At 72.1% G+C, this 18,308-nt stretch carries 18 protein-coding genes; 10 read left to right on the top strand and 8 right to left on the bottom strand.

Translation table 11 applies throughout. The features are described from left to right. Window positions 1–44 precede the first annotated feature (44 nt). Window positions 45–1,625: a M4 family metallopeptidase gene (locus ACIRP2_RS07320; RefSeq protein ID WP_404247470.1), complete on the top strand. Its 1,581-nt coding sequence runs from the start codon at window positions 45–47 to the stop codon at window positions 1,623–1,625. Window positions 1,626–1,651: 26 nt separating this feature from the next. Here ACIRP2_RS07320 and ACIRP2_RS07315 read toward each other — a convergent pair whose 3' ends face one another. Together ACIRP2_RS07315 and ACIRP2_RS07310 are read right to left on the bottom strand one after the other, a co-directional pair. After that, on the bottom strand, window positions 1,652–3,061 hold the full coding sequence (locus ACIRP2_RS07315; RefSeq protein WP_404247468.1) for a M1 family metallopeptidase: 1,410 nt from the start codon (window positions 3,059–3,061) through the stop codon (window positions 1,652–1,654). Between the two features lie 376 nt (window positions 3,062–3,437). Continuing rightward, the gene (locus ACIRP2_RS07310) at window positions 3,438–3,995 is read right to left on the bottom strand and encodes a heme-binding protein (protein WP_404247466.1); all 558 of its coding nucleotides are present in this window, start codon (window positions 3,993–3,995) and stop codon (window positions 3,438–3,440) included. Between the two features lie 171 nt (window positions 3,996–4,166). Here ACIRP2_RS07310 and ACIRP2_RS07305 point away from each other — a divergent pair, with 171 nt between their 5' ends. The 3 genes from ACIRP2_RS07305 (at window position 4,167) to ACIRP2_RS07295 (ending at window position 6,878) form a co-directional block, all read left to right on the top strand. After that, window positions 4,167–5,546 (top strand): sensor histidine kinase, encoded by a 1,380-nt coding sequence (locus tag ACIRP2_RS07305; RefSeq protein WP_404247464.1) that lies wholly within the window; start codon window positions 4,167–4,169, stop codon window positions 5,544–5,546. Next, complete coding sequence (locus ACIRP2_RS07300; RefSeq protein ID WP_404247462.1) at window positions 5,543–6,172, top strand: response regulator; 630 nt, start codon at window positions 5,543–5,545, stop codon at window positions 6,170–6,172. Before ACIRP2_RS07305 ends, ACIRP2_RS07300 begins: the two co-directional genes overlap by 4 nt. Before the next feature lie 208 nt (window positions 6,173–6,380). Continuing rightward, window positions 6,381–6,878: a hypothetical protein gene (locus ACIRP2_RS07295; protein ID WP_404247460.1), complete on the top strand. Its 498-nt coding sequence runs from the start codon at window positions 6,381–6,383 to the stop codon at window positions 6,876–6,878. A gap of 73 nt (window positions 6,879–6,951) precedes the next feature. On the opposite strand, the gene ACIRP2_RS07290 is transcribed toward ACIRP2_RS07295, so the two are convergent. After that, window positions 6,952–7,629: a pentapeptide repeat-containing protein gene (locus ACIRP2_RS07290; RefSeq protein ID WP_404247458.1), complete on the bottom strand. Its 678-nt coding sequence runs from the start codon at window positions 7,627–7,629 to the stop codon at window positions 6,952–6,954. A gap of 172 nt (window positions 7,630–7,801) precedes the next feature. Here ACIRP2_RS07290 and ACIRP2_RS07285 point away from each other — a divergent pair, with 172 nt between their 5' ends. Continuing rightward, window positions 7,802–8,803 carry a zinc-binding dehydrogenase gene (locus tag ACIRP2_RS07285; RefSeq protein ID WP_404247456.1) on the top strand — a complete coding sequence of 334 codons (1,002 nt, stop codon included), beginning with the start codon at window positions 7,802–7,804 and terminating at the stop codon, window positions 8,801–8,803. Between the two features lie 142 nt (window positions 8,804–8,945). Here the strand turns inward: ACIRP2_RS07285 and ACIRP2_RS07280 are convergent, their stop codons facing one another. Both ACIRP2_RS07280 and ACIRP2_RS07275 read right to left on the bottom strand, forming a co-directional pair. Continuing rightward, window positions 8,946–9,422: a GNAT family N-acetyltransferase gene (locus ACIRP2_RS07280; protein WP_404247454.1), complete on the bottom strand. Its 477-nt coding sequence runs from the start codon at window positions 9,420–9,422 to the stop codon at window positions 8,946–8,948. Beyond that, entirely contained in the window at window positions 9,419–10,423 is a 1,005-nt protein-coding gene (locus ACIRP2_RS07275) for an aminoglycoside phosphotransferase family protein (RefSeq protein ID WP_404249369.1), read from the bottom strand. The genes ACIRP2_RS07280 and ACIRP2_RS07275 overlap by 4 nt, the downstream gene beginning before the upstream one ends. Before the next feature lie 24 nt (window positions 10,424–10,447). Here ACIRP2_RS07275 and ACIRP2_RS07270 point away from each other — a divergent pair, with 24 nt between their 5' ends. Further along, window positions 10,448–11,122, top strand: coding sequence for a rhomboid-like protein (locus ACIRP2_RS07270; RefSeq protein ID WP_404249367.1), 675 nt, complete (start codon window positions 10,448–10,450; stop codon window positions 11,120–11,122). A gap of 132 nt (window positions 11,123–11,254) precedes the next feature. Further along, complete coding sequence (locus ACIRP2_RS07265) at window positions 11,255–12,655, top strand: NAD(P)/FAD-dependent oxidoreductase (protein WP_404247452.1); 1,401 nt, start codon at window positions 11,255–11,257, stop codon at window positions 12,653–12,655. 82 nt (window positions 12,656–12,737) lie between these two features. Here the strand turns inward: ACIRP2_RS07265 and ACIRP2_RS07260 are convergent, their stop codons facing one another. The 3 genes from ACIRP2_RS07260 to ACIRP2_RS07250 are packed head-to-tail and all read right to left on the bottom strand — an operon-like array spanning window position 12,738 to window position 14,761. Next, a complete protein-coding gene (locus ACIRP2_RS07260) occupies window positions 12,738–13,805 on the bottom strand; it encodes an aminoglycoside phosphotransferase family protein (protein WP_404247450.1) in 1,068 nt (355 codons plus the stop codon). Window positions 13,806–13,835: 30 nt separating this feature from the next. Further along, on the bottom strand, window positions 13,836–14,288 hold the full coding sequence (locus tag ACIRP2_RS07255; RefSeq protein ID WP_404247448.1) for an NUDIX hydrolase: 453 nt from the start codon (window positions 14,286–14,288) through the stop codon (window positions 13,836–13,838). Further along, window positions 14,285–14,761 carry a winged helix-turn-helix transcriptional regulator gene (locus ACIRP2_RS07250; protein ID WP_404247446.1) on the bottom strand — a complete coding sequence of 159 codons (477 nt, stop codon included), beginning with the start codon at window positions 14,759–14,761 and terminating at the stop codon, window positions 14,285–14,287. The genes ACIRP2_RS07255 and ACIRP2_RS07250 overlap by 4 nt, the downstream gene beginning before the upstream one ends. 501 nt (window positions 14,762–15,262) lie before the next feature. Between ACIRP2_RS07250 and ACIRP2_RS07245 the strand changes: the two genes are divergently transcribed. Genes ACIRP2_RS07245 through ACIRP2_RS07235 form a run of 3 tightly spaced genes read left to right on the top strand, consistent with a single transcriptional unit; the run spans window position 15,263 to window position 18,223 of the window. Continuing rightward, on the top strand, window positions 15,263–16,099 hold the full coding sequence (locus ACIRP2_RS07245) for an acyl-CoA thioesterase (RefSeq protein WP_404247444.1): 837 nt from the start codon (window positions 15,263–15,265) through the stop codon (window positions 16,097–16,099). Then, the gene (locus tag ACIRP2_RS07240) at window positions 16,096–16,788 is read left to right on the top strand and encodes an SDR family oxidoreductase (protein WP_404247442.1); all 693 of its coding nucleotides are present in this window, start codon (window positions 16,096–16,098) and stop codon (window positions 16,786–16,788) included. Before ACIRP2_RS07245 ends, ACIRP2_RS07240 begins: the two co-directional genes overlap by 4 nt. After that, window positions 16,778–18,223 carry an MFS transporter gene (locus ACIRP2_RS07235; RefSeq protein ID WP_404247440.1) on the top strand — a complete coding sequence of 482 codons (1,446 nt, stop codon included), beginning with the start codon at window positions 16,778–16,780 and terminating at the stop codon, window positions 18,221–18,223. Before ACIRP2_RS07240 ends, ACIRP2_RS07235 begins: the two co-directional genes overlap by 11 nt. Window positions 18,224–18,308: the final 85 nt, after the last annotated feature.

The raw sequence follows: 18,308 nt of genomic DNA, 5'->3' as shown, positions 1-18,308 counted from the left end.
GCTCTCCGCTCGTAACCCCCCACGGAACGAGCAACGGAGAACACATGACCCCCCACATGAACACCCGTCGCGCCGCAGCCCTGGCCGCCGTGGCCGCGATGGTCGTCGTCGGCGTCCAGACCGGATCGGCGAACGCCGCCCCGGACAACGGCACCGACGGTCCCTCCGCCACTCGCAGCGCCGTCCCCTTCGGCGCGAACAGCGCCTCGCAGCGCACCGCCGCCATCAAGTCCGCCCAGACCGACGCCTCTTCGACCGCCGACTCCCTCGGTCTCGGCAGCAAGGAGAAGCTGATCGTCCGTGACGTGATCAAGGACGCCGACGGTACGGTCCACACCCGCTACGAGCGCACCTATGCCGGACTCCCGGTCATCGGCGGCGACCTCGTCACCCACACCGCCCGCGGCGGCAAGCTCAAGGGCGTCACCAAGGCGACCAAGGCCCGGATATCCGTGCCGTCGACGACGGCGAAGATCAAGACCGCGGCCGCCGCCCGCAAGGTGATCTGGGCGGGCGACGGCAAGCCCGTCCTCGCCCTCGAGACGGTGAGGACCGGGGTGCAGAAGGACGGCACGCCCAGCAGGCTGCACACCATCACCGACGCGACCACCGGCAAGAAGCTCCAGAGCTTCGAGGCGATCGAGACCGGCATCGGCAACAGCCAGTACAGCGGCCAGGTCGATCTGACGACCACCAAGACCGGCTCCGGCTTCGAGCTGACCGACAGCGACCGGGGCGGCCACAAGACGTACGACCTCAACCAGGGCGAGAGCGGCACCGGCTCCCTCGTCACGGACGACGACGACACCTGGGGCGACGGCACCGGCAACGACCGCCAGACCGCCGCCGTCGACGCCGCCTACGGCGCGGCGAAGACCTGGGACTTCTACAAGTCGGCGTTCGGCCGCGACGGCATCGCCGGTGACGGCAAGGCCGCGTACTCGCGGGTCCACTACGGCGACGCGTACGTCAACGCCTTCTGGGACGACAGCTGCTTCTGCATGACGTACGGCGACGGCGCCGACAACAAGAGCGCCCTCACCGCTCTCGACGTCGCGGGCCACGAGATGAGCCACGGCCTGACCGCGTCCACCGCCAACCTCGACTACGTCGGCGAGTCCGGCGGACTCAACGAGGCGACCAGCGACATCCTCGGCACCGCGGTGGAGTTCTCCGCCGACAACAGCACGGACGTCGGCGACTACCTCATCGGCGAGAAGATCGACATCAACGGCGACGGCACCCCGCTGCGCTACATGGACAAGCCGAGCAAGGACGGCGGCTCCGCGGACTACTGGGACAGCAGCGTCGGCGACCTCGACGTGCACTACTCCTCCGGCGTCGCCAACCACTTCTTCTACCTGCTGTCCGAGGGCAGCGGCGCGAAGACGATCAACGGCGTCGACTACGACTCCCCGACCGTCGACGGCTCCACGGTCACCGGCATCGGCCGGGACAAGGCCGTCCAGATCTGGTACAAGGCCCTCTCCGAGTACATGACGTCGACCACCGACTACGCGGCCGCCCGCACGGCGACCGAGAAGGCGGCGACCGACCTGTACGGGGCGGGCAGCACCGAACTCGCGGCCGTCGACGCCGCCTGGAGCGGCGTCAACGTGAAGTAGCACCACAGGTCGTGCACGGGAGCCGGTCAGCCCTCCGAGGCGGGCCGGCTCCTGCCGTACAGCCAGGTGTTCCACAGCTTCGTCAGATCCTTGCCGGTCGTCCTCTCCACGTAGGCGGTGAAGTCGGCGGTGGACGCGTTGCCGTGCCGGTGGGCCCTCGTCCAGCCCTTGACGAGCGCGAAGAACCTCTTGTCGTCGTGCACGGCCTGCCGGATCTTGTGGATGACCATCGCCCCGCGCCCGTACACCGGCGCCTGCGAGATGTCCGCGGCCGTCGGCGGATCGGCGGGCGGAAAGGCCCAGTTGTCGTCGTCCTCGAAGGCGGCGTCGAACCGGCCCTGGACCGGGTTGTTCTCCTTGTCGGCCTCCCACATCCACTCCGCGTACGTCGCGAAGCCCTCGTTGAGCCACATGTCCCGCCAGCTCTCGGGCGTGACGGAGTTCCCGAACCACTGGTGGGCCATCTCGTGGACGAGCAGCCCGGTGCCCGGCGGGCCCGGGAAGTACGGCCGGTTCTGGGTCTCCAGCGCGTATCCGGCGTCCCCGGAACGCCCGACGATCGCGCCCGTGGCGGAGAAGGGGTACGGGCCGAAACGTTCCGCCTCCCATTTCACGACCTCGGGCACACGGGCGAGCACCCGCGCGCTGTCCGCCGCCACCTTGGTGTCCGCGGCGGTGAACACCTTGATGCCGTCCGGGGTGGTCGACGACTTCATGTCGAACCGGCCGATGGCGACCGTCGCGAGATAGCTCGCCATCGGTTCGGCGACGTGCCAGTGGTACGTGGTGGTGCCGCCGGAGGTCGCGCGGGACGCCAGCTCGCCGTTGGAGACGGCCGTCAGCCCCTTGGCGACGGTGACGGTGATGTCGTACGACGCCTTGTCGCTCGGGTGGTTGTTGCCGGGGAACCAGGCCATGGACCCGGTCGGTTCACCGAGCGCGACCGCCCCGTCCGCCGTCCTCAGCCACCCCTCCTTCGACTTGTCCGGGTCGGTGATGGTCTGCGGGGTGCCGGAGTAGCGGACGACGGTACGGAACGTCCTGCCCTTGCGGAGGTGGCTCTCGACGTCGGCGTCCGGGCGCAGCGTCAGCTCGTGGCCGGCCCGGTTGACCGCCGCCGGGCGGCCCTCGACGGTCGCGGACTGCACAGTGAGTCCGACGAGGTCCAGGTTGAAGGCGCTGAGGTCCTGGGTGGCGCGCGCGGTGATGGTCGCGGTGCCGCGCAGCCGACGGGCGGGCGCGTCGACGTCGAGGGCGAGGTCGTAGTGCGTGACGTCGTAACCGCCGTTGCCGAGCTTCGGGAAGTACGGGTCGTGCAGACCGGCCGCGCCGGGGGTGCCTTCGACACCTCCGGCGCAACCGGTCGAGGTCGTCAGAACCAGCAAGGCGAGAACGGCGTTGCGTGCCGCACGACGAACCGGTGTTCGGTGATCCACACACGTGATCCTAAGGGCCGTCCCGTCATCCCTGGTGGATCAGCGCGCGGCGTCGGATGCGGTGCATCGCAAGGCGGAGGGGCGTCCGCATACCGGATGTATGCGGACGTTCCGACAACGCGGCGAGGTGCCGTAGCCGACGTCGCGCGCCCGCCGAGGATGACGGGACAGCCCTTGGGCACGGGACGTCCGAACGCGGGGCGCCGACGCGGCGGACCGGCCGGGGGCGGGGCGGGGGTGAGCCGGGTGGGGGAAGCGGTCCGGGCGGGGCGGGGGCCGGAGTGACGCGGGCCGGGCGGGGGCCGCAGGACCCCGTTCGCCCGGCCCGTCCGTCCCACGGGCCTGCCCGGCCCGCTCGCGCGTCGGGCCGCTCGGCCTACTTGGCGAGGGCTGCGACGCCGACCGTCGCGAACTTCTCGTCGAGGTCACCGCTGGGGGCTCCGGCCACGCCGATGGCCGCCACCGGGGCACCCTTGACCTGCACCGGGGCACCGCCCGCGAGGAACAGGGTGCCGGGGATGTCCTTGAGGGTCGGGGCCTGCTGCAGGCGCTTGGCCAGCTCCGAGGTGGGCGCGTTCCAGGAGACGGCGGTGTACGCCTTCTTCACGGCCGACTCGTACGACTGCGGGCCGGCGCCGTCGCCGCGCAGCGTCACGATGGTGTTGCCGTTGCGGTCGACGACGGCGACGGAGACGCGCTGGTTCTCCTTCTGCGCGGCGTCGAGGGTGGCCTGCGCGGCCTTGGTGGCGGCGGCCACGGTCAGGTGGGTGGTCTGCTGGAGGTTACGGTTCGCGGTGTCGGCCTGGACGGCGGCGGCGGGCGCGGCGGCCGGGGTGGAGGCGTTGGCGGACATGGCACCGAAGGTCCCGGCGCCGAGGACGACGGCGGCGACGGCACCGGTCAGGACGCGGGTACGCGGCGACAGCTTCTTCATGGTGGGTTCCTTCGGCAGCAGTTCGGTGGATGAGCTTCTTCCGCTCTGTCATCGATCCTCCGGCCGCACAGGACGCCGTACGGTCGACGAACCGGCTCGATGCCTCGCGCGGGACGGCCGACGGCCCCATCGGCCGATCGGTTGATGCGGGGGTGGCGGTCCGGGGTGACCATGGATGTGTCTGTGCAGGTCAGCAGGGCCGATGACGACGGTGAGGAGCGGGGGCGCAAGGTGAGGCACCGAAACCGATCGTCGCCCGGCTCGGTCACGGGACAGACCGACGGCACCGGCACGGAACGGGCCGACGGCACCGGAACAGGCGGGAGCGGCGACCCCGAAGCACGCCGGCTCGCGCTCCTGATGCACGCCGCGTTCTTCCTGCTGCTCGGCGCCTCGCTCGCCCGCTTCCTGCTGCGGCACCCCGGCGAGGGCCGCACCCCGTGGATCATCACGCTCTGCGTCGCGCTGGCCGTGCTGTACGTGCTCGGACCTGTGCTCGGTTCGCGTCCCACGCCGCGCAGCCTGGTGTGGCTGGGGGTGCTGGTCGCCGTGTGGATGGTGCTGGTCGTCCTCGCGCCGAGCTTCGCGTGGTGCGCGGTCCCGCTGTTCTACACCGGGCTGCGGATCCTTCCGCCGCGCGCCGCACTCGTGCTCGTCGCCCTGCTCACCCTGTTCGTCGTCGCCGCGCAGCTGCGACTGGCCGAGGGTTTCGACCCGAACCTGGTGCTCGCACCGCCCGCGGTGGCGGCCGTCGCCACAGCGGTCTTCGTCCATATGCAGCGTCAGGCCGTGCGGCAGCGCGAACTGATCGACGACCTGCTGCGCACCCGCCGCGAACTGGCCGCCACCGAGCGCCGCGAGGGAACCCTCGCCGAACGCCAGCGGCTCTCGATGGAGATTCACGACACCCTCGCGCAGGGCCTGTCCAGCCAGCAGATGCTGCTCCAGGCCGCCGACCGCACCTGGGAAGCAGATCCGGCGACGGCCCGCCGCCATGTCCGTACGGCTACGGGCATCGCGGAACGCAATCTCGCCGAGGCCCGCCGCTTCGTCCACGACCTGGCCCCGGCCGATCTCGCGGAGGGCGGCGGCCTGGAGGCGGCGTTGCACGCACTGGCCGCGCGCGAGACGGCACAGGCACAGGGGCGGCTCACCGTCCGGTGCCATGTGGAGGGAGAGCAGCACACCGCACCGCCCGACCGGGTGCAGTCCGCTCTGCTGCGCATCGCGCAGGGCGCCCTGGCCAATGTGAAGGAGCACGCGCACGCGACGGAGGCCGCGCTGACGCTGACCCGTCTCGACGACCGGATCGTCCTGGACATCGCCGACAACGGGCAGGGCTTCACACCCGCCGGGCGCTCCGGGCCCGGCGACGGAGTGCGCGGCCACGGGCTGCCCGCGATGCGCGCCAGGCTGCACCAGCTCGGCGGCACACTGACGATCGAGTCGGCACCGGGCGAGGGCACGGTCCTGTCCGCCGCCGTCCCCCTCACGCCCGCCGCCCCGGAGGACCCCGTCACGCCCGCCCCCGCCCCGAAGGACCCCGCATGAACGCGAAGCCGCCCGTACGCATCCTGCTCTGCGACGACCACGCCGTCGTACGCGCCGGGCTGCTCGCGCTGCTCGGCAGCGAACCGGACATCGAGGTCGTCGGTGAGGCCGGCAGCGGCGAGGAGGCCGTCGCCCTGGCCGCCAAGCTCACCCCGGACGTCGTCCTGATGGACCTCCAGCTCGGCGAGGGCATCGACGGCGTCGAGGCCACCCGCCGCATCGCCGCCACCGATGCCCACGTCCTGGTCCTCACCACGTACGACACGGACGCCGACATCACGCGCGCCATCGAGGCGGGCGCCACCGGCTATCTGCTGAAGGCCGAGCGCCCGGAGGAACTGTTCGCCGCGATCCGCTCGGCCGCGCAGGGTCGCACCACGCTCTCCCCGCCCGTGGCCAGCCGGGTCATGGCCCGTATGCGCAAGCCCCGGCCCGGCCTCACCGACCGCGAACTCGACATCCTGGCCCAGCTCTCCCAGGGCCTGGGCAACCGGGACATCGCCCGCACCCTGTTCATCAGCGAGGCCACGGTGAAGACCCACCTGGGCCGCATCTACGACAAACTCGGCGTCGACACCCGCGCGGGCGCCGTCGCCGTGGCGAAGGAACAGCGGCTGCTCCCGTAGACCGGTCCCGGACGGGAGGGCCGTGACGGCCACCCGTCGTCGGCCGCCGCGGCCCCGGCGCCGTGCCTTCCTCGGGACCGCGCGACCGGGGTCGGGCCCGGACCGGCCCCGGTGGATCCGGCGAGGACCGCCGCAGCATCGGCATCAGCCGATCGACCGGCCACCCGCCCCGACGTCGACCCGTGCTCGGGCATGACACCATCGAACCGTGCTCGACATCGGCTACTCCCTCTCCCGGCGCTTCCCCGATCCCCCGCAGACCGACTACCGCCGCGCGGACGTCCACGCCCTGCGGCACGACCTGTTCTCCGGGGACGTCTACCTCGCGGACACCAAGGCGGACCGCGAGGTGTCCACAGCCTGGGGATGGGTGCCGGTGCTCGACTTCGCGTGGGCGCTGTGCGACATCGTCGAGCAGATCGACCAGGACCCGCGCGGCAACCGCTCGCACCGGCGGCAGTTCGCGGAGCTGGACTTCACGGAGTCGTCCGATCGGATGCTCTTCGAACGCCGCTTCGGCTGGGTCGACGTCGAGGCGGACTGGATGCCCGGCGACGAGCCCCCGCTCACCTTCAACCACTCGATGCTGCGCCGCGAGGCCCGCGACTTCCTGCACGATCTGATCGCCGACCTCGCCGACATGCACGAAGGTCTCGCCGACAATCCGGTGATCTGGGACCTCCAGGCCCGCTTCCCCCGCGTCTGATCCGGGCGCCCGGCCCGGCGCCGAGGGCTGTCCCGTGATCCCCTGCGGGCCGCCGGGAATCACGGGACGGTCCTTACGCCTCCACCCGCACCCCGATCTGCGCCGCGAACGCCGGAGCCAGCTCCATCAGCTGTGCCGGGCTGATCACCGCACCCGCCAGCCGCTCCACCCCGCGCGCGATGTCCAGCTCCGCGACCGTCCGCAGGTCCACCGCCTCCATCCGTACGGAACTGAAGTCCGCCCGCTTCAGCACGCAGTCGCGGAACTCCACCCGCACCAGCTCCGCACCCCCGAAATCCGGCTCGGACAGCACACAGCCCTCGAACACCACGTCCTTGAGCCGCGCCTTCCGCAGATTCAGGTAGTCGATCTTCCCGCCGCGCACCAGCACCCGCTCCAGCACCGCGCCGTGCAGCTGCACCCCGCCCAGCCGGGCGTCCACCACCTCCACATCCCGCAGCGACGCCCCCGCGAGATCGGCGCCCACACCCCGCACGCCCGTCAGCACCGAGTCGATGAAGCGGGCCCTGACCAGCTCCGTGCGGTCCAGTGCGCAGCCGTTCAGCGCACAGTCCATGAACCGGGCGCCCGGCCCCGACTCGTCCGCCAGATCCGCCCCCTCGAAGCACACCCCGTCGTAGTCCCCGTCGGGCTCCAGACCCTGCCCGTCGTACGGAACGAGCGGCGGCAGCCGCACCTCCGGCCGCCGTGCCGTCGCGATGGTGTCCGTCTTCCTGCTGCTGCGTGCCATGCCCCCATCGTCACCCACCCCACTGACAACGCCTCCCGGCCGCGGAAGAAGCGGAACGACCGCGGCGCCGCGACAGGGCTTGACCTCAAGCGGACTTGAGGTCAGAGGGTGGCTCCACAGGTCCCGCAGGACCTGCCCGCCCCACAGCGACCGATACCACGGGGAGTCCACCGTGCATGCCATCCGCCTCCACACCTTCGGCCCGGCCGAGAACCTCTCCTACGAGCGGACCGACGACCCCGTGCCAGGCCCCAGCCAGGTCCGAGTCGCCGTGGCCGCGGCAGGCGTACACCTTCTCGACACGGCTCTGCGCGAAGGCATGAGCGGCCCGTTCCCGGCCCCCGCCGAGCTGCCGACCATCCCCGGCCGCGAGGTCGCCGGCCGGGTCGAGTCGCTCGGCGAGGGCACCGATCCCGGCTGGCTCGGCCGACGCGTCGTCGCGCATATCGGCATGGTCCCGGGTGGCTACGCCGAACTCACCGTCGTCGACGCCGAAAAGCTGCACCCGATCCCGGACGGCCTCGACGAAGCCGCGGCCGTCGCCATGATCGGCACCGGTCGCACCGCCCTGGGCATCCTGCAGTTCACCGGACTCGGCCCCGCCTCCACCGTCGTGGTCCCGGCAGCGGCGGGCGGCATCGGCACCCTGATCGTGCAGTACGCCAAGAACGCCGGAGCCACCGTCGTCGGCCTCGCCGGAGGCCCCGCCAAGGTCGCCGCGGTCCGGGCGAACGGCGCGGACCTCGCCGTCGACTACACGCTCCCCGACTGGGACCGGCAGGTCCGCGCCCACCTCGACGGGCTCGGCCGCCGCGCCGACGTCGTCTACGACTCCGTCGGGGGGACGACCGGCCGGGCCGCCGTCGACCTCCTCGGTGCGGGCGGGCAGCACATCGTGTTCGGCTGGGCCGGCGCCGGACTCCACGAGGGAGCCCCGCTCACCTTCACCGAGGAAGAACTCGCCGAACGCGGCATCACCTCCGAGAACGTGCTCGGCCCCGTCATGCTGTCGAAGGCGGGCGGTCTGCGCGCCCTCGAAACCCGCTCGCTCGCCGAAGCCGCCGCCGGTCGGCTCCGCCCCGCCGTCCAGCGCTTCCCGCTCGCCGAAGCGGCCGCCGCCCACCGCGCCCTGGAGACCCGGGGCACGATGGGCAAGGTGGTCCTGATCCCGTAGCCCGGCATCCCGCTGCCGGGCGGCACCCTTTGGCGCGGCCTCCCGCGGCCGGGCGCGCCGCCCGGCCCGGCCGTCGCCCGCGGACCTGCGGGTCCGTCACGCGCCGTCCCGTCCCGGGTGTCCGACGCGTCCCCGTGAGGGCCTACCGTCCGCCGAGCTTCGTCAACGCCCCGTCCGTCAGCCGGTACACCGTCCACTCGTCCTGCGGCCGTGCGCCCAACGACTCGTAGAACGCGATGGACGGGGCGTTCCAGTTCAGCACCGACCACTCCAGGCGCTCGTAGCCCCGCTCCACACAGATCCGCGCCAGCTCCGTCAGCAGAGCCTTCCCGTGTCCGCCGCCACGCCGCTGCGGACGTACGTACAGGTCCTCCAGATAGATGCCGTGCACCCCGCGCCACGTGGAGAAGTTCAGGAACCACAGTGCGAAGCCGACCGGCTCGCCGTCGTCGTCCGACTCCGCGATGTGCGCGTACGCGGCGGGACGCTCGCCGAACAGCGCCTCGTGCAGCTGTTCCTCGGTGGCCCTCACCTCGTGCAGGGCCTTCTCGTAGTCGGCCAGCTCACGAACCATGGCGTGGATGACGGGAACATCGGCAGGGGTCGCGGTACGAATCATGAGGGCAGCGTAAGCACCGGCCCGTGACCGGCCGACCCCGCCCCCAGCAGTTGCCGCGCGATCTCGGCCTGGTCCGGATCCAGCCGCCGCCCGTCCGACACGTCCCACAGACCGTTCTGCAGCAACCGCCCCAGCGTCCAGGCCCGCGCCCGCTCCCGGTCCAGCCCCAACGCCTGCGTCAGCACATCGAACCGCCACCGCACCGCCGCCGCGTCGAACCTGTTGACCAGCGCCGGAAGCAGCTCGAACCCCGGATCGCCGACCAGTGGTTTCGGGTCGATGGGCACCCAGCGCCCCTCTCCCCCCGCCAGTACGTTCCCGTAATGCAGGTCCCAGTGCAGCAACCGGTCCCCCGGCTCCCCGGCGACCTCCCGCACCGCCGCCGCACAGTCCGCCAGCAGCCGCCGCTCCTCCTCGTCCACCAGCGCCGCCACCGCCCCGGGCGCCTCCCGGAGCATCCGCTCCGCCATCTCCCCCAGCCCGCGCAGGGGAGGCAGCCCCCGCAGGTCCGGTGATCCTGGCGGGGCCGGTGGTCCCGGCAGCCCGTGATCCGCCGGAGCCGGAGCCGGTACGGACGACAGCCGGGCCAGCAGCTCCGCCAGGATCAGCACCGCCTCCCGCTCGTCCGCCATCCCCGTCAACGAGCGGCGGCCGTCCAGCCGCTCCAGCAACAGCGTCCCCGTCGCCGCGTCGTGATCCAGCAGCTCCACGGCCCCCGCGCCCGCCTCGCCCCAGACCCGCAGCGCGACCGGCTCCCCCACGGTCTCCTCGTCCACCGACTGAAGCTTCAGCGCCGCCGGACGACCGTCCGCCACCCGCACCACCGGAAGCACCAGTGCGCACATCCCGTGGAACGCCTCACCGTCCCGGCGCAGCCCCCACCGCTCCAGGAACTCGGCGGCCAGCCCGGGCAACGCCGCCAGAAAGGCCCGCCCGGCCGCTCCGTCGTACTTGGACCGGGTGTCGATCAGTCCGTCCGGAATGTCAATCACGCAGACGATCGTAGAGCCGTGCGTCAATCGGATATGACTCCGAGCAGCCCCGCCCCGCCCACCCGGCCGCGCACCTCTGCCGGCTCGTGGATACGCAGCGCCGGCTCATGGGTGCGCAGCGCACCGGGCACCTACCTCTGGCTGACCGCGCTCTTCGTCACGACCGTCATCGTGCACCAGATGTCCCCGGACTTCGAGGAGGACTTCCTGCGTCAGCGCTCGACCAACATCCACGAACTCTCCCACGACCCCGTACGCGTGCTGATCGTCAGCGCCCTCTGGATCGACAGCGGCCGGTGGCTCCCCTACGCCGTCCTCTACACCGTCTTCCACGCCCCCGCCGAACGCTGGCTGGGCACCCTGCGCTGGCTCGTCGTCGCCATCGTGGCCCATGTCCTCGCCAGCCTCGTCAGCGAAGGCATCCTGGCCTGGGCCATCCGGCACGGACACGTACCGGAGTCCGCCGCCAACACGCTCGACATCGGCGTCAGTTACGCACTCGCGGGTGTCGTCGCGGTCCTCACGTACCACGTCCCGCGGCCGTGGCAGTACGTGTACCTCTTCGCCGTCGTCGTCTTCTACGGCATCCCGCTCATCACCGGCCCCGACTTCACCGACGTCGGCCACTTCACCGCCGTGCTCATCGGGCTCGCCTGCTACCCACTGACCCGCTCCCGGCACGGGACGAAAACCCCTCCGGCGCAGTAACGTCCCGCCCCAGAGAACACGCGCTGCACAACGCGCGCCACCACGGGCGTCGAGATCAGGCTTCGCGACAGGCCTCACCAGGCCTCACCAAGGCTCACCACAGGGCTTCACACCGGACAAAGCAGGGGCAACATGAGCACCGTCAGCACCGTCAACGGCGGCATATCGTTCTGGTACGCGGACCAAGGCACCCCCGCCGCCCGGGAGCCCCTGCCCGGCGACACCACCGCCGACGTCTGCATCGTCGGCGGCGGATACACCGGGCTGTGGACCGCCTACTACCTCAAGAAGGCCGTCCCCTTCCTCAACATCGTCGTCCTCGAAGGCAGGTTCTGCGGCTACGGCGCCTCCGGGCGCAACGGCGGCTGGCTCTACAACGGCATCGCGGGCCGCGACCGGTACGCGAAACTCCACGGCCACGAGGCCGCCGTCCGTCTCCAGCAGGCGATGAACGACACCGTCGACGAAGTCGTCCGCATCGCCGCCGAGGAGAACATCGATGCCGACATCCATCAGGGCGGTGTGCTCGAAGTCGCCTACACACCGGCCCAGCTGGCCCGGCTCAAGGACTTCCACTCCGTGGAGATCGCCTTCGGCGAGAAGGACCGCGTCCTGCGCGGCGCCCGCGAAACCGCCGAACGCGTCAACGTCACCGGAGCCGTCGGCTCCACCTGGACCCCGCACGGTGCCCGCCTGCACCCGGTCAAACTCGTCAAGGGTCTCGCGGCCACCGTCGAGGCGCTCGGCGTCACCATCCACGAGTCGACACCGGTCACCGAGATCGAGCCCAAGCACGCCCGCACCCCGTACGGCACCGTCCGCGCCCCGTACATCCTGCGCTGCACCGAGGGCTTCACCGCGAACCTCAAGGGGCAGAAGCGCACCTGGCTCCCCATGAACTCGTCGATGATCGCCACCGAACCGCTCCCGGCGTCGGTGTGGGACACCATCGGCTGGGACGGCCGCGAAACCCTCGGCGACATGGCCCACGCCTACATGTACGCCCAGCGCACCGCCGACGACCGCATCGCGCTCGGCGGTCGCGGAGTGCCGTACCGGTACGGCTCGGCCACCGACAACGACGGCCGCACCCAGCCCGCCACCATCGAGGCCCTCCGCGACATCCTCGTCCGTCTCTTCCCCACCACCGCGGCCGCGCGCATCGACCACGCCTGGTCCGGTGTCCTCGGCGTCCCCCGTGACTGGTGCGCCACCGTCACCCTCGACCGCTCCACCGGTCTCGGCTGGGCCGGCGGCTACGTCGGCTCCGGCGTCGCCACCACCAACCTCGCCGCCCGTACCCTGCGCGACCTGATCCAGCAGGACTCCGGGCAGTCCGGCCCCACGGAGCTGACGTCCCTGCCCTGGGTCGACCACAAGGTCCGCCGGTGGGAACCGGAACCCTTCCGCTGGCTCGGCGTCCACGGCATGTACGCCGCCTACCGCGCCGCCGACCGCCGCGAACTCACCTCGCCCCGCGCGGGCACGGACCCCATCGCCAAGGCCGCGGACCGGCTGTCCGGACGGCACTGAGCGAACGGCCGGACCTCCGCCACCGGGTGGCGGCGGAGGTCCTCGGGCCCCGCGGTCAGCGGCGCGGAGGCCGAGCCGGTGCTCAGGCGCCGGAGCCGTGGTCGGCCAGGACCTCCCCGATCACGTGCCGTGAACGGGCGGCGAGCGGGGGATTGCGGTGCCGGTAGTAGGGCAGTTGGATCAACGCGACGGAGAGCGCCCAGCCGCGGCCCCGCTGCCAGGTCGCGGTGTCGACCGCCAGAGCGTCACGGAAGGCTCCCCGGTGTTCGGCGGAGAAGATCTCCCACGCGGGGAGCAGGTCGCAGGCGGGGTCCCCGACGCCCAGCCCTCCGAAGTCGATGACCCCACTCAGCCGGTCCTGCCGGAACAGCAGGTTCCCCGAGGACAGGTCGCCATGGATCCAGACGGCCGGCCGGCTCCAGGCCGGTGCCCGGAGCGCGGTGTCCCACACGGCGGTCACCGCTTCGGTGTCGATCCTCCCCGGTCCCGTCTCCGCTTCCAGCGCCGCGATGGCCGCGCGGGTGGCGACGTCGCGGTCGGCCAGCGGCACACCGCGGAAGAAGTTGTGATCCCCCGGGAGCGGGCCGCCGTCGGCGTCGACCGACCGCAGGGCGGTGATGAATGCGGCCAGGTCGGCGGCGGTGCGGCGCGGATCGGCGACGCGTTCCGCGTTCTCGCCCCCGAGCCAGCGGTACACCGACCAGTGCCAGGGATAGGCCGCGCCGGGAACTCCCTTCCCGAGCGGCTCGGGAACAGGCAGCGGCAGAAGCGGCGCGAGCCTCGGCAGCCACTGCTGCTCCTTGCTCACCTGCAGGGCCGCTCCGGGGATACGGGGCAGCCGTACCGCCATGTCCGGGCCCAGCCGGTACATGGCGTTGTCCGTGCCCGAAGAGGCCACCGGTTCCAGCGGAAGATCCGTCCACTGCGGGAACTGCGTGCCGATCAGCCCTCTCACGAGAGGGACGTCGAGCTCCACCTCGTCGGCATGCATCTTCCCGGCAACCATGAAAACCCTTCGTCGGATCGGCAGAGCCTCGACCACGTCGACCGTGGTGGCCGTGTCGACGCCGACCGCGTGCGCGCCTTGTCCGTTCGTCCGCGTCGTCCGCACGTCCGCGTCGACCCCACCGTCCCGGAACGTCCGGCACATCACCAACGAATTACGAGGTCGTCGGCCGGCTCACCGGCCGGTCGCGTCCGGCGCCCCGCGCGCACCGATCAGCCCGAGGGCGTCGACCGCGGCCGGGGACAGCATCGAGTCGTCCAGACCGGACAAGGACATCCAGGCGACAGCGCTCGTGGAGTCGTCGGCCTTGGTGACCACGAGCGGGCCCGGCTTGAGATCGACGAGGTAGAAGAGCCCCACCAGGTTCCAGCTGATCCCGAGCCGGTGGGCCTGGTACGTCCGCGCGTCCACCAGTCGGGCATCGAGGAGTTCGAGGCCCGTCTCCTCGTACAGCTCGCGCGCCAGAGTCTCCCGCGGCTGCTCGCCCGGATCGATCCCTCCGCCCGGCAGGTGCCACAGCCCGGGCTCGAAAACCGGTGACGTCTCCGAGAGCCGGGTCAGCAGCAGCCGGTCCCGCACGGTGGCCATGGCGTACGCCGATACGCGGGAACGCACGTCGCTCTTCAACGCGGCTCTCCTGACTCCGAGTCGGGGGACTGTTGCGGGACGCCGCCGAGGCGGATCGCGTGGGTGCTCTCCGGAGGGACGGGCCGGCCGCAGGCGTCGCAGACGGTGCGGGGATGAAGCACCGCTCCGCAGTCGTGCCTGAGCACCGTGGGGGGTTCTCCCTCGGTCGCGTAGCGGTCGCCCCATTCCATGAGTGCGAGCAGGACCGGCTGCAGCGCGAGTCCGGCCTCGGTCGGTGTGTACTCGTAGCGCGGCGGGTGGGCCTGGTAGAGCTCCTTGGTCAGGACCCCGTGCTCCACGAGCTTCTTCAGCCGGGCCGTGAGGATGTCCCGGCTGGCGCCGGTGTTCGCCGCGATCTGGTCGAAGCGGCGCGCCCCGAGGAACACCTCCCGCAGCGCGAGCAGGCTCCAGCGCTCGCCGATGACGGCGAGCGAGTTCGCGATGGAGCAGGGACGTGGGTGGGCGACGGGCATCTGCGTGGACCTCCTGGGCGCTGCGACGTGCTGACGGGTCATGGGGCGTCCGGGCACCGCTTCGGCGGTTGCGCCCGCCGGCCACAGGTGCCTCCCTCGGGCGGCTGATGCGGGAAGCGGCGGCGGGCGTGGATCCGCGCATGCGAGTCCGGCAGGCACGCAGGGCGCCCGGCAGGCGGCTCACCGGTCTCGCGGCGGGCCGGTACGGCCCCGCCCGAGGGGTGCCCGGCGGGTTCCACCGGAGGCCCGGACTCGCACGGCGTCCCGAAGTACGTCATCCGTCACCCGCCCTTCAGGCCAGTTGCCGTTTCCAACTCACTATGGCACAGCGCGTCGGAGATCGAGACCTGCAGGCCCGTCCGAGGACCGACGCCCGCCCGGAATGGCACCCAGTACCGAACAGAAGAGCGTTTGCTTTTCAAACTGACCTACCTATAGTAAGTCCTGTTTTCCAACTGTCTAGCGGGCTCATTGGGCTCGTGACCGAACGAGGAGACCGGAATGAGGGCTTCACCACCCGGCAGCGCGCGTGCCGCCGATGAGGAGGCATGGGCCCGGATCGACCCCTTGTGGCGATCCTGGGCGGGTGCGCACGGGGGCCATGTCGCGGCGGCGGCGCTCACCGCCATGCGGGAACGAGCCGTCGGCGAAGGCCGCCCGGTCCGCGCCCTGACCGCTCACTTCCTCGCCCCTGTCGACACCCGTCCGCTCCATCTGTCCCTGGCCCGGCCGTCGGTGGGGCGCCGGGCCGCGACCTGTGCCTTCACGGGCCATCAGGACGGAGCCACGGCGCTCGTGGGCTCGGCGGTGTTCGGCCATGGCCGCCGGGGACCCCGATATGACGGACGGAGCTCGCCCCGGGTACCGGGCCCGGCCGACTGCCGGCCCCTCGACCTGTCGGCCGGGCTCACGGCCTTCGCCCGGCAGGTGGAGATCCGCCCCGCCACCGAGGCCCTGCCGCTCGCCGGGGGCGAGCGGGCCGAGTTGGTCGCCTGGGTGCGGTTCGCCGACGGGCGGGCGCTGGACGAGGCCGCGGTCGTCACCCTCACCGACGTCCTCCCACCGGCCCTGTTCGCGCGCTGGCGCACCCCGCGCCCGGTGCCGACCGCCGAACTGACCATCCACTTCACCGACGCACTGGATGCCGGGGCACTCGCGGACTGGGCCCTGGTCCGGATCCGCACCGAACAGGCCGGCAGCGGCTGGGCGGTGGACGACAGTGCGGTGTGGGCGGCCGACGGCCGGCTGCTGGCCCTCGCCCGCCAGGCCCGGGTCGTCCAGGACACCCCCGCGGAGCACGCATCCGCGGCCACGACACCCCGGCAGGAGACCCTGTGAACATCGGCGGAGCCACCGCACTCGTCACCGGAGCCAACCGCGGACTGGGCCGCGCCTTCGCCCGGGGCCTGCTGGCGCGCGGCGCGCACACCGTGTACGCGGCAGCACGCGACCCGAAGACCGTGACCGACCCCGGGCTGACACCCGTCGCACTCGACATCACCGACCCGGCCTCCGTGGCCGCTGCCGCCGAGCGCTGCTCCGACACCACTGTGCTGATCAACAACGCGGGCATCCTGCGCGGCGACTCGCTGCTCACCGCGGACACCCTCGACGGGGCGCGCGCCGAGCTGGAGACCAACCTGTTCGGCACGCTCGCCATGTGCCGCGGCTTCGCCCCCGTTCTCGGCAGGAACGGTGGCGGGGCCCTGGTCAACATGCTCTCCGCACTCTCCTGGCACACACTCCCGCAGATCGGCTCGTACGGCGTCTCCAAGGCGGCGGCCCGGTCGATGACCGACGCGGTGCGCGAAGAGCTGCGCCCGCAGGGCACCCTCACGGTCGCCGTGCACGCCGCGTTCATCGACACCGACATGGCGGCCGGCACCGACCAGCCCAAGATCAGCCCCGCCGAGGTGGTCGAGCAGGTCCTCGACGCCGTCGAGGCGGGCCGCGAGGAAGTCCTCGCCGACGCCGTCACCCGCCGGATCAAGGCCATGCTCTCGGGAGGGGAGAACCATGGCCACTGAGCTGCGCGACGCAACGGCCGAGGAGCGCGACAACGCCCGTGGCAGCGGCCCCGGGCCGGTCCTCGTCGCCGCCTGCCTGGGTCTGTTCACGGTGTTCCTCCAGACCACCGAGACCATCGGCACGCTCGGCGCCGTCCAGGCCGATCTGCGGCTCGCCCCGGCCGACATGGTGTGGGTGCCGAGCATGTACACCCTGGTCGTGGCGTCCTGCGTACTCGGCGCCGGCGCACTGGCCGACCGGTGGGGGCGCAAGCGCGTCTTTCTCGCCGGGACCGCGGCCATGGCCGCGGGCGCACTGGTGCTGGTCCTCGCCGACGACCTGGCCACCGTCCTCACCGGCCAGGCGATCGCCGGCCTGGGCGGTGCCCTGATCACCCCCAGCTCGCTCGCGCTGATCACGCACGCCGTCCGCGACCCGCGCCGCCGCGCCGGGGCGATCGCCGCGTGGGCGGCCACGTCCGGGCTGGGCGTGGCCGTCGGCCCCCTCGTCGCGGGCCTCGCGCTGCGCTGGTGGACCTGGCACGCGGCGTTCTGGCTCAACCTCGTCGTGGCGGGTCTCGCGGCCGTGGTCGCGCTCGGCCGGGTCGCCGAGTCCCGCAACCCGGCCCAGCGCCTCGACTGGGCGGGGCAGTTCACCGCGATCGCCGGACTCGCCCTGCTGGTCTTCTGGCTGATCGACGGCGGTCACCACGGCTACGGCTCCGCACGGGCCCTGGTCGCCGTCGTGGCAGCGGTCCTTCTGCTGGCGGCCTTCGCCCTGGTCGAACTGCGCCGTACCGACCCCATGGTCGACCTGCGGCTGATGCGCGATCCCTCCTACAGCGCCTCCCTCCTGCTGGCCGCGACCGTCCTGTTCGGCTTCGTCGGCCTCTCCCTCCTCCAAGTGCTGTGGCTGCAGCGGGTACGAGGGCTGACCGCCCTGCAGGTGGGCGTCCAACTCCTCGCGGAATCAAGTGCGTTCATCGCCGCCTCGGTCCTGGCCGGAATACTGGTGCGCCGACTCGGCCCGCGTGTCCTGATCACGGCGGGCCTGCTCCTCGCGGCCGTCGGCGCCGCCCTCTTCGCGCAGGTCGAACCGGACACCGGGTTCGCCGGGTACGCCACCGCCTTCGTCCTGTTCGGCCTCGGCTGCGGTCTCGCCAACGCCCCGTCCACCGCCCTCGCCGTCGGCCACGTCCCACACGGCCGCGAGGGCGAGGCGGGCGGCGCCGTCAACGCCGCCCGTCAGATCGGGGCCGTCCTCGGCACCAGCATCCTCGGCACGCTGATCACCACACGCTTCGAGGACCGTCTCCCCCGCGTCCAGGACCCGCGCACCGCGTTCACCGACGCGGTCTCGCATGCCACCTGGGTCGCGGTAGCGGTCCTCCTCGTCGGCACGGCACTGGCACTCGGACTGTCGGCATGGTCCCGCCGCGGGGTCACCGCCCCTTAAGGACGGCGAGCGTGGAAGGAGCCCAGGTCGGACGCAGTCCGACCTGGGCTTCTCGCTGAGCCCCCGTCGGATTCGAATGACGATG

This window comes from Streptomyces sp. NPDC101194, assembly GCF_044767885.1.
In the GTDB taxonomy this organism is placed as follows: domain Bacteria; phylum Actinomycetota; class Actinomycetes; order Streptomycetales; family Streptomycetaceae; genus Streptomyces.
Note: the sequence above shows the minus strand (reverse complement) of the source record. Positions and strands in the feature narration are given on the sequence as shown.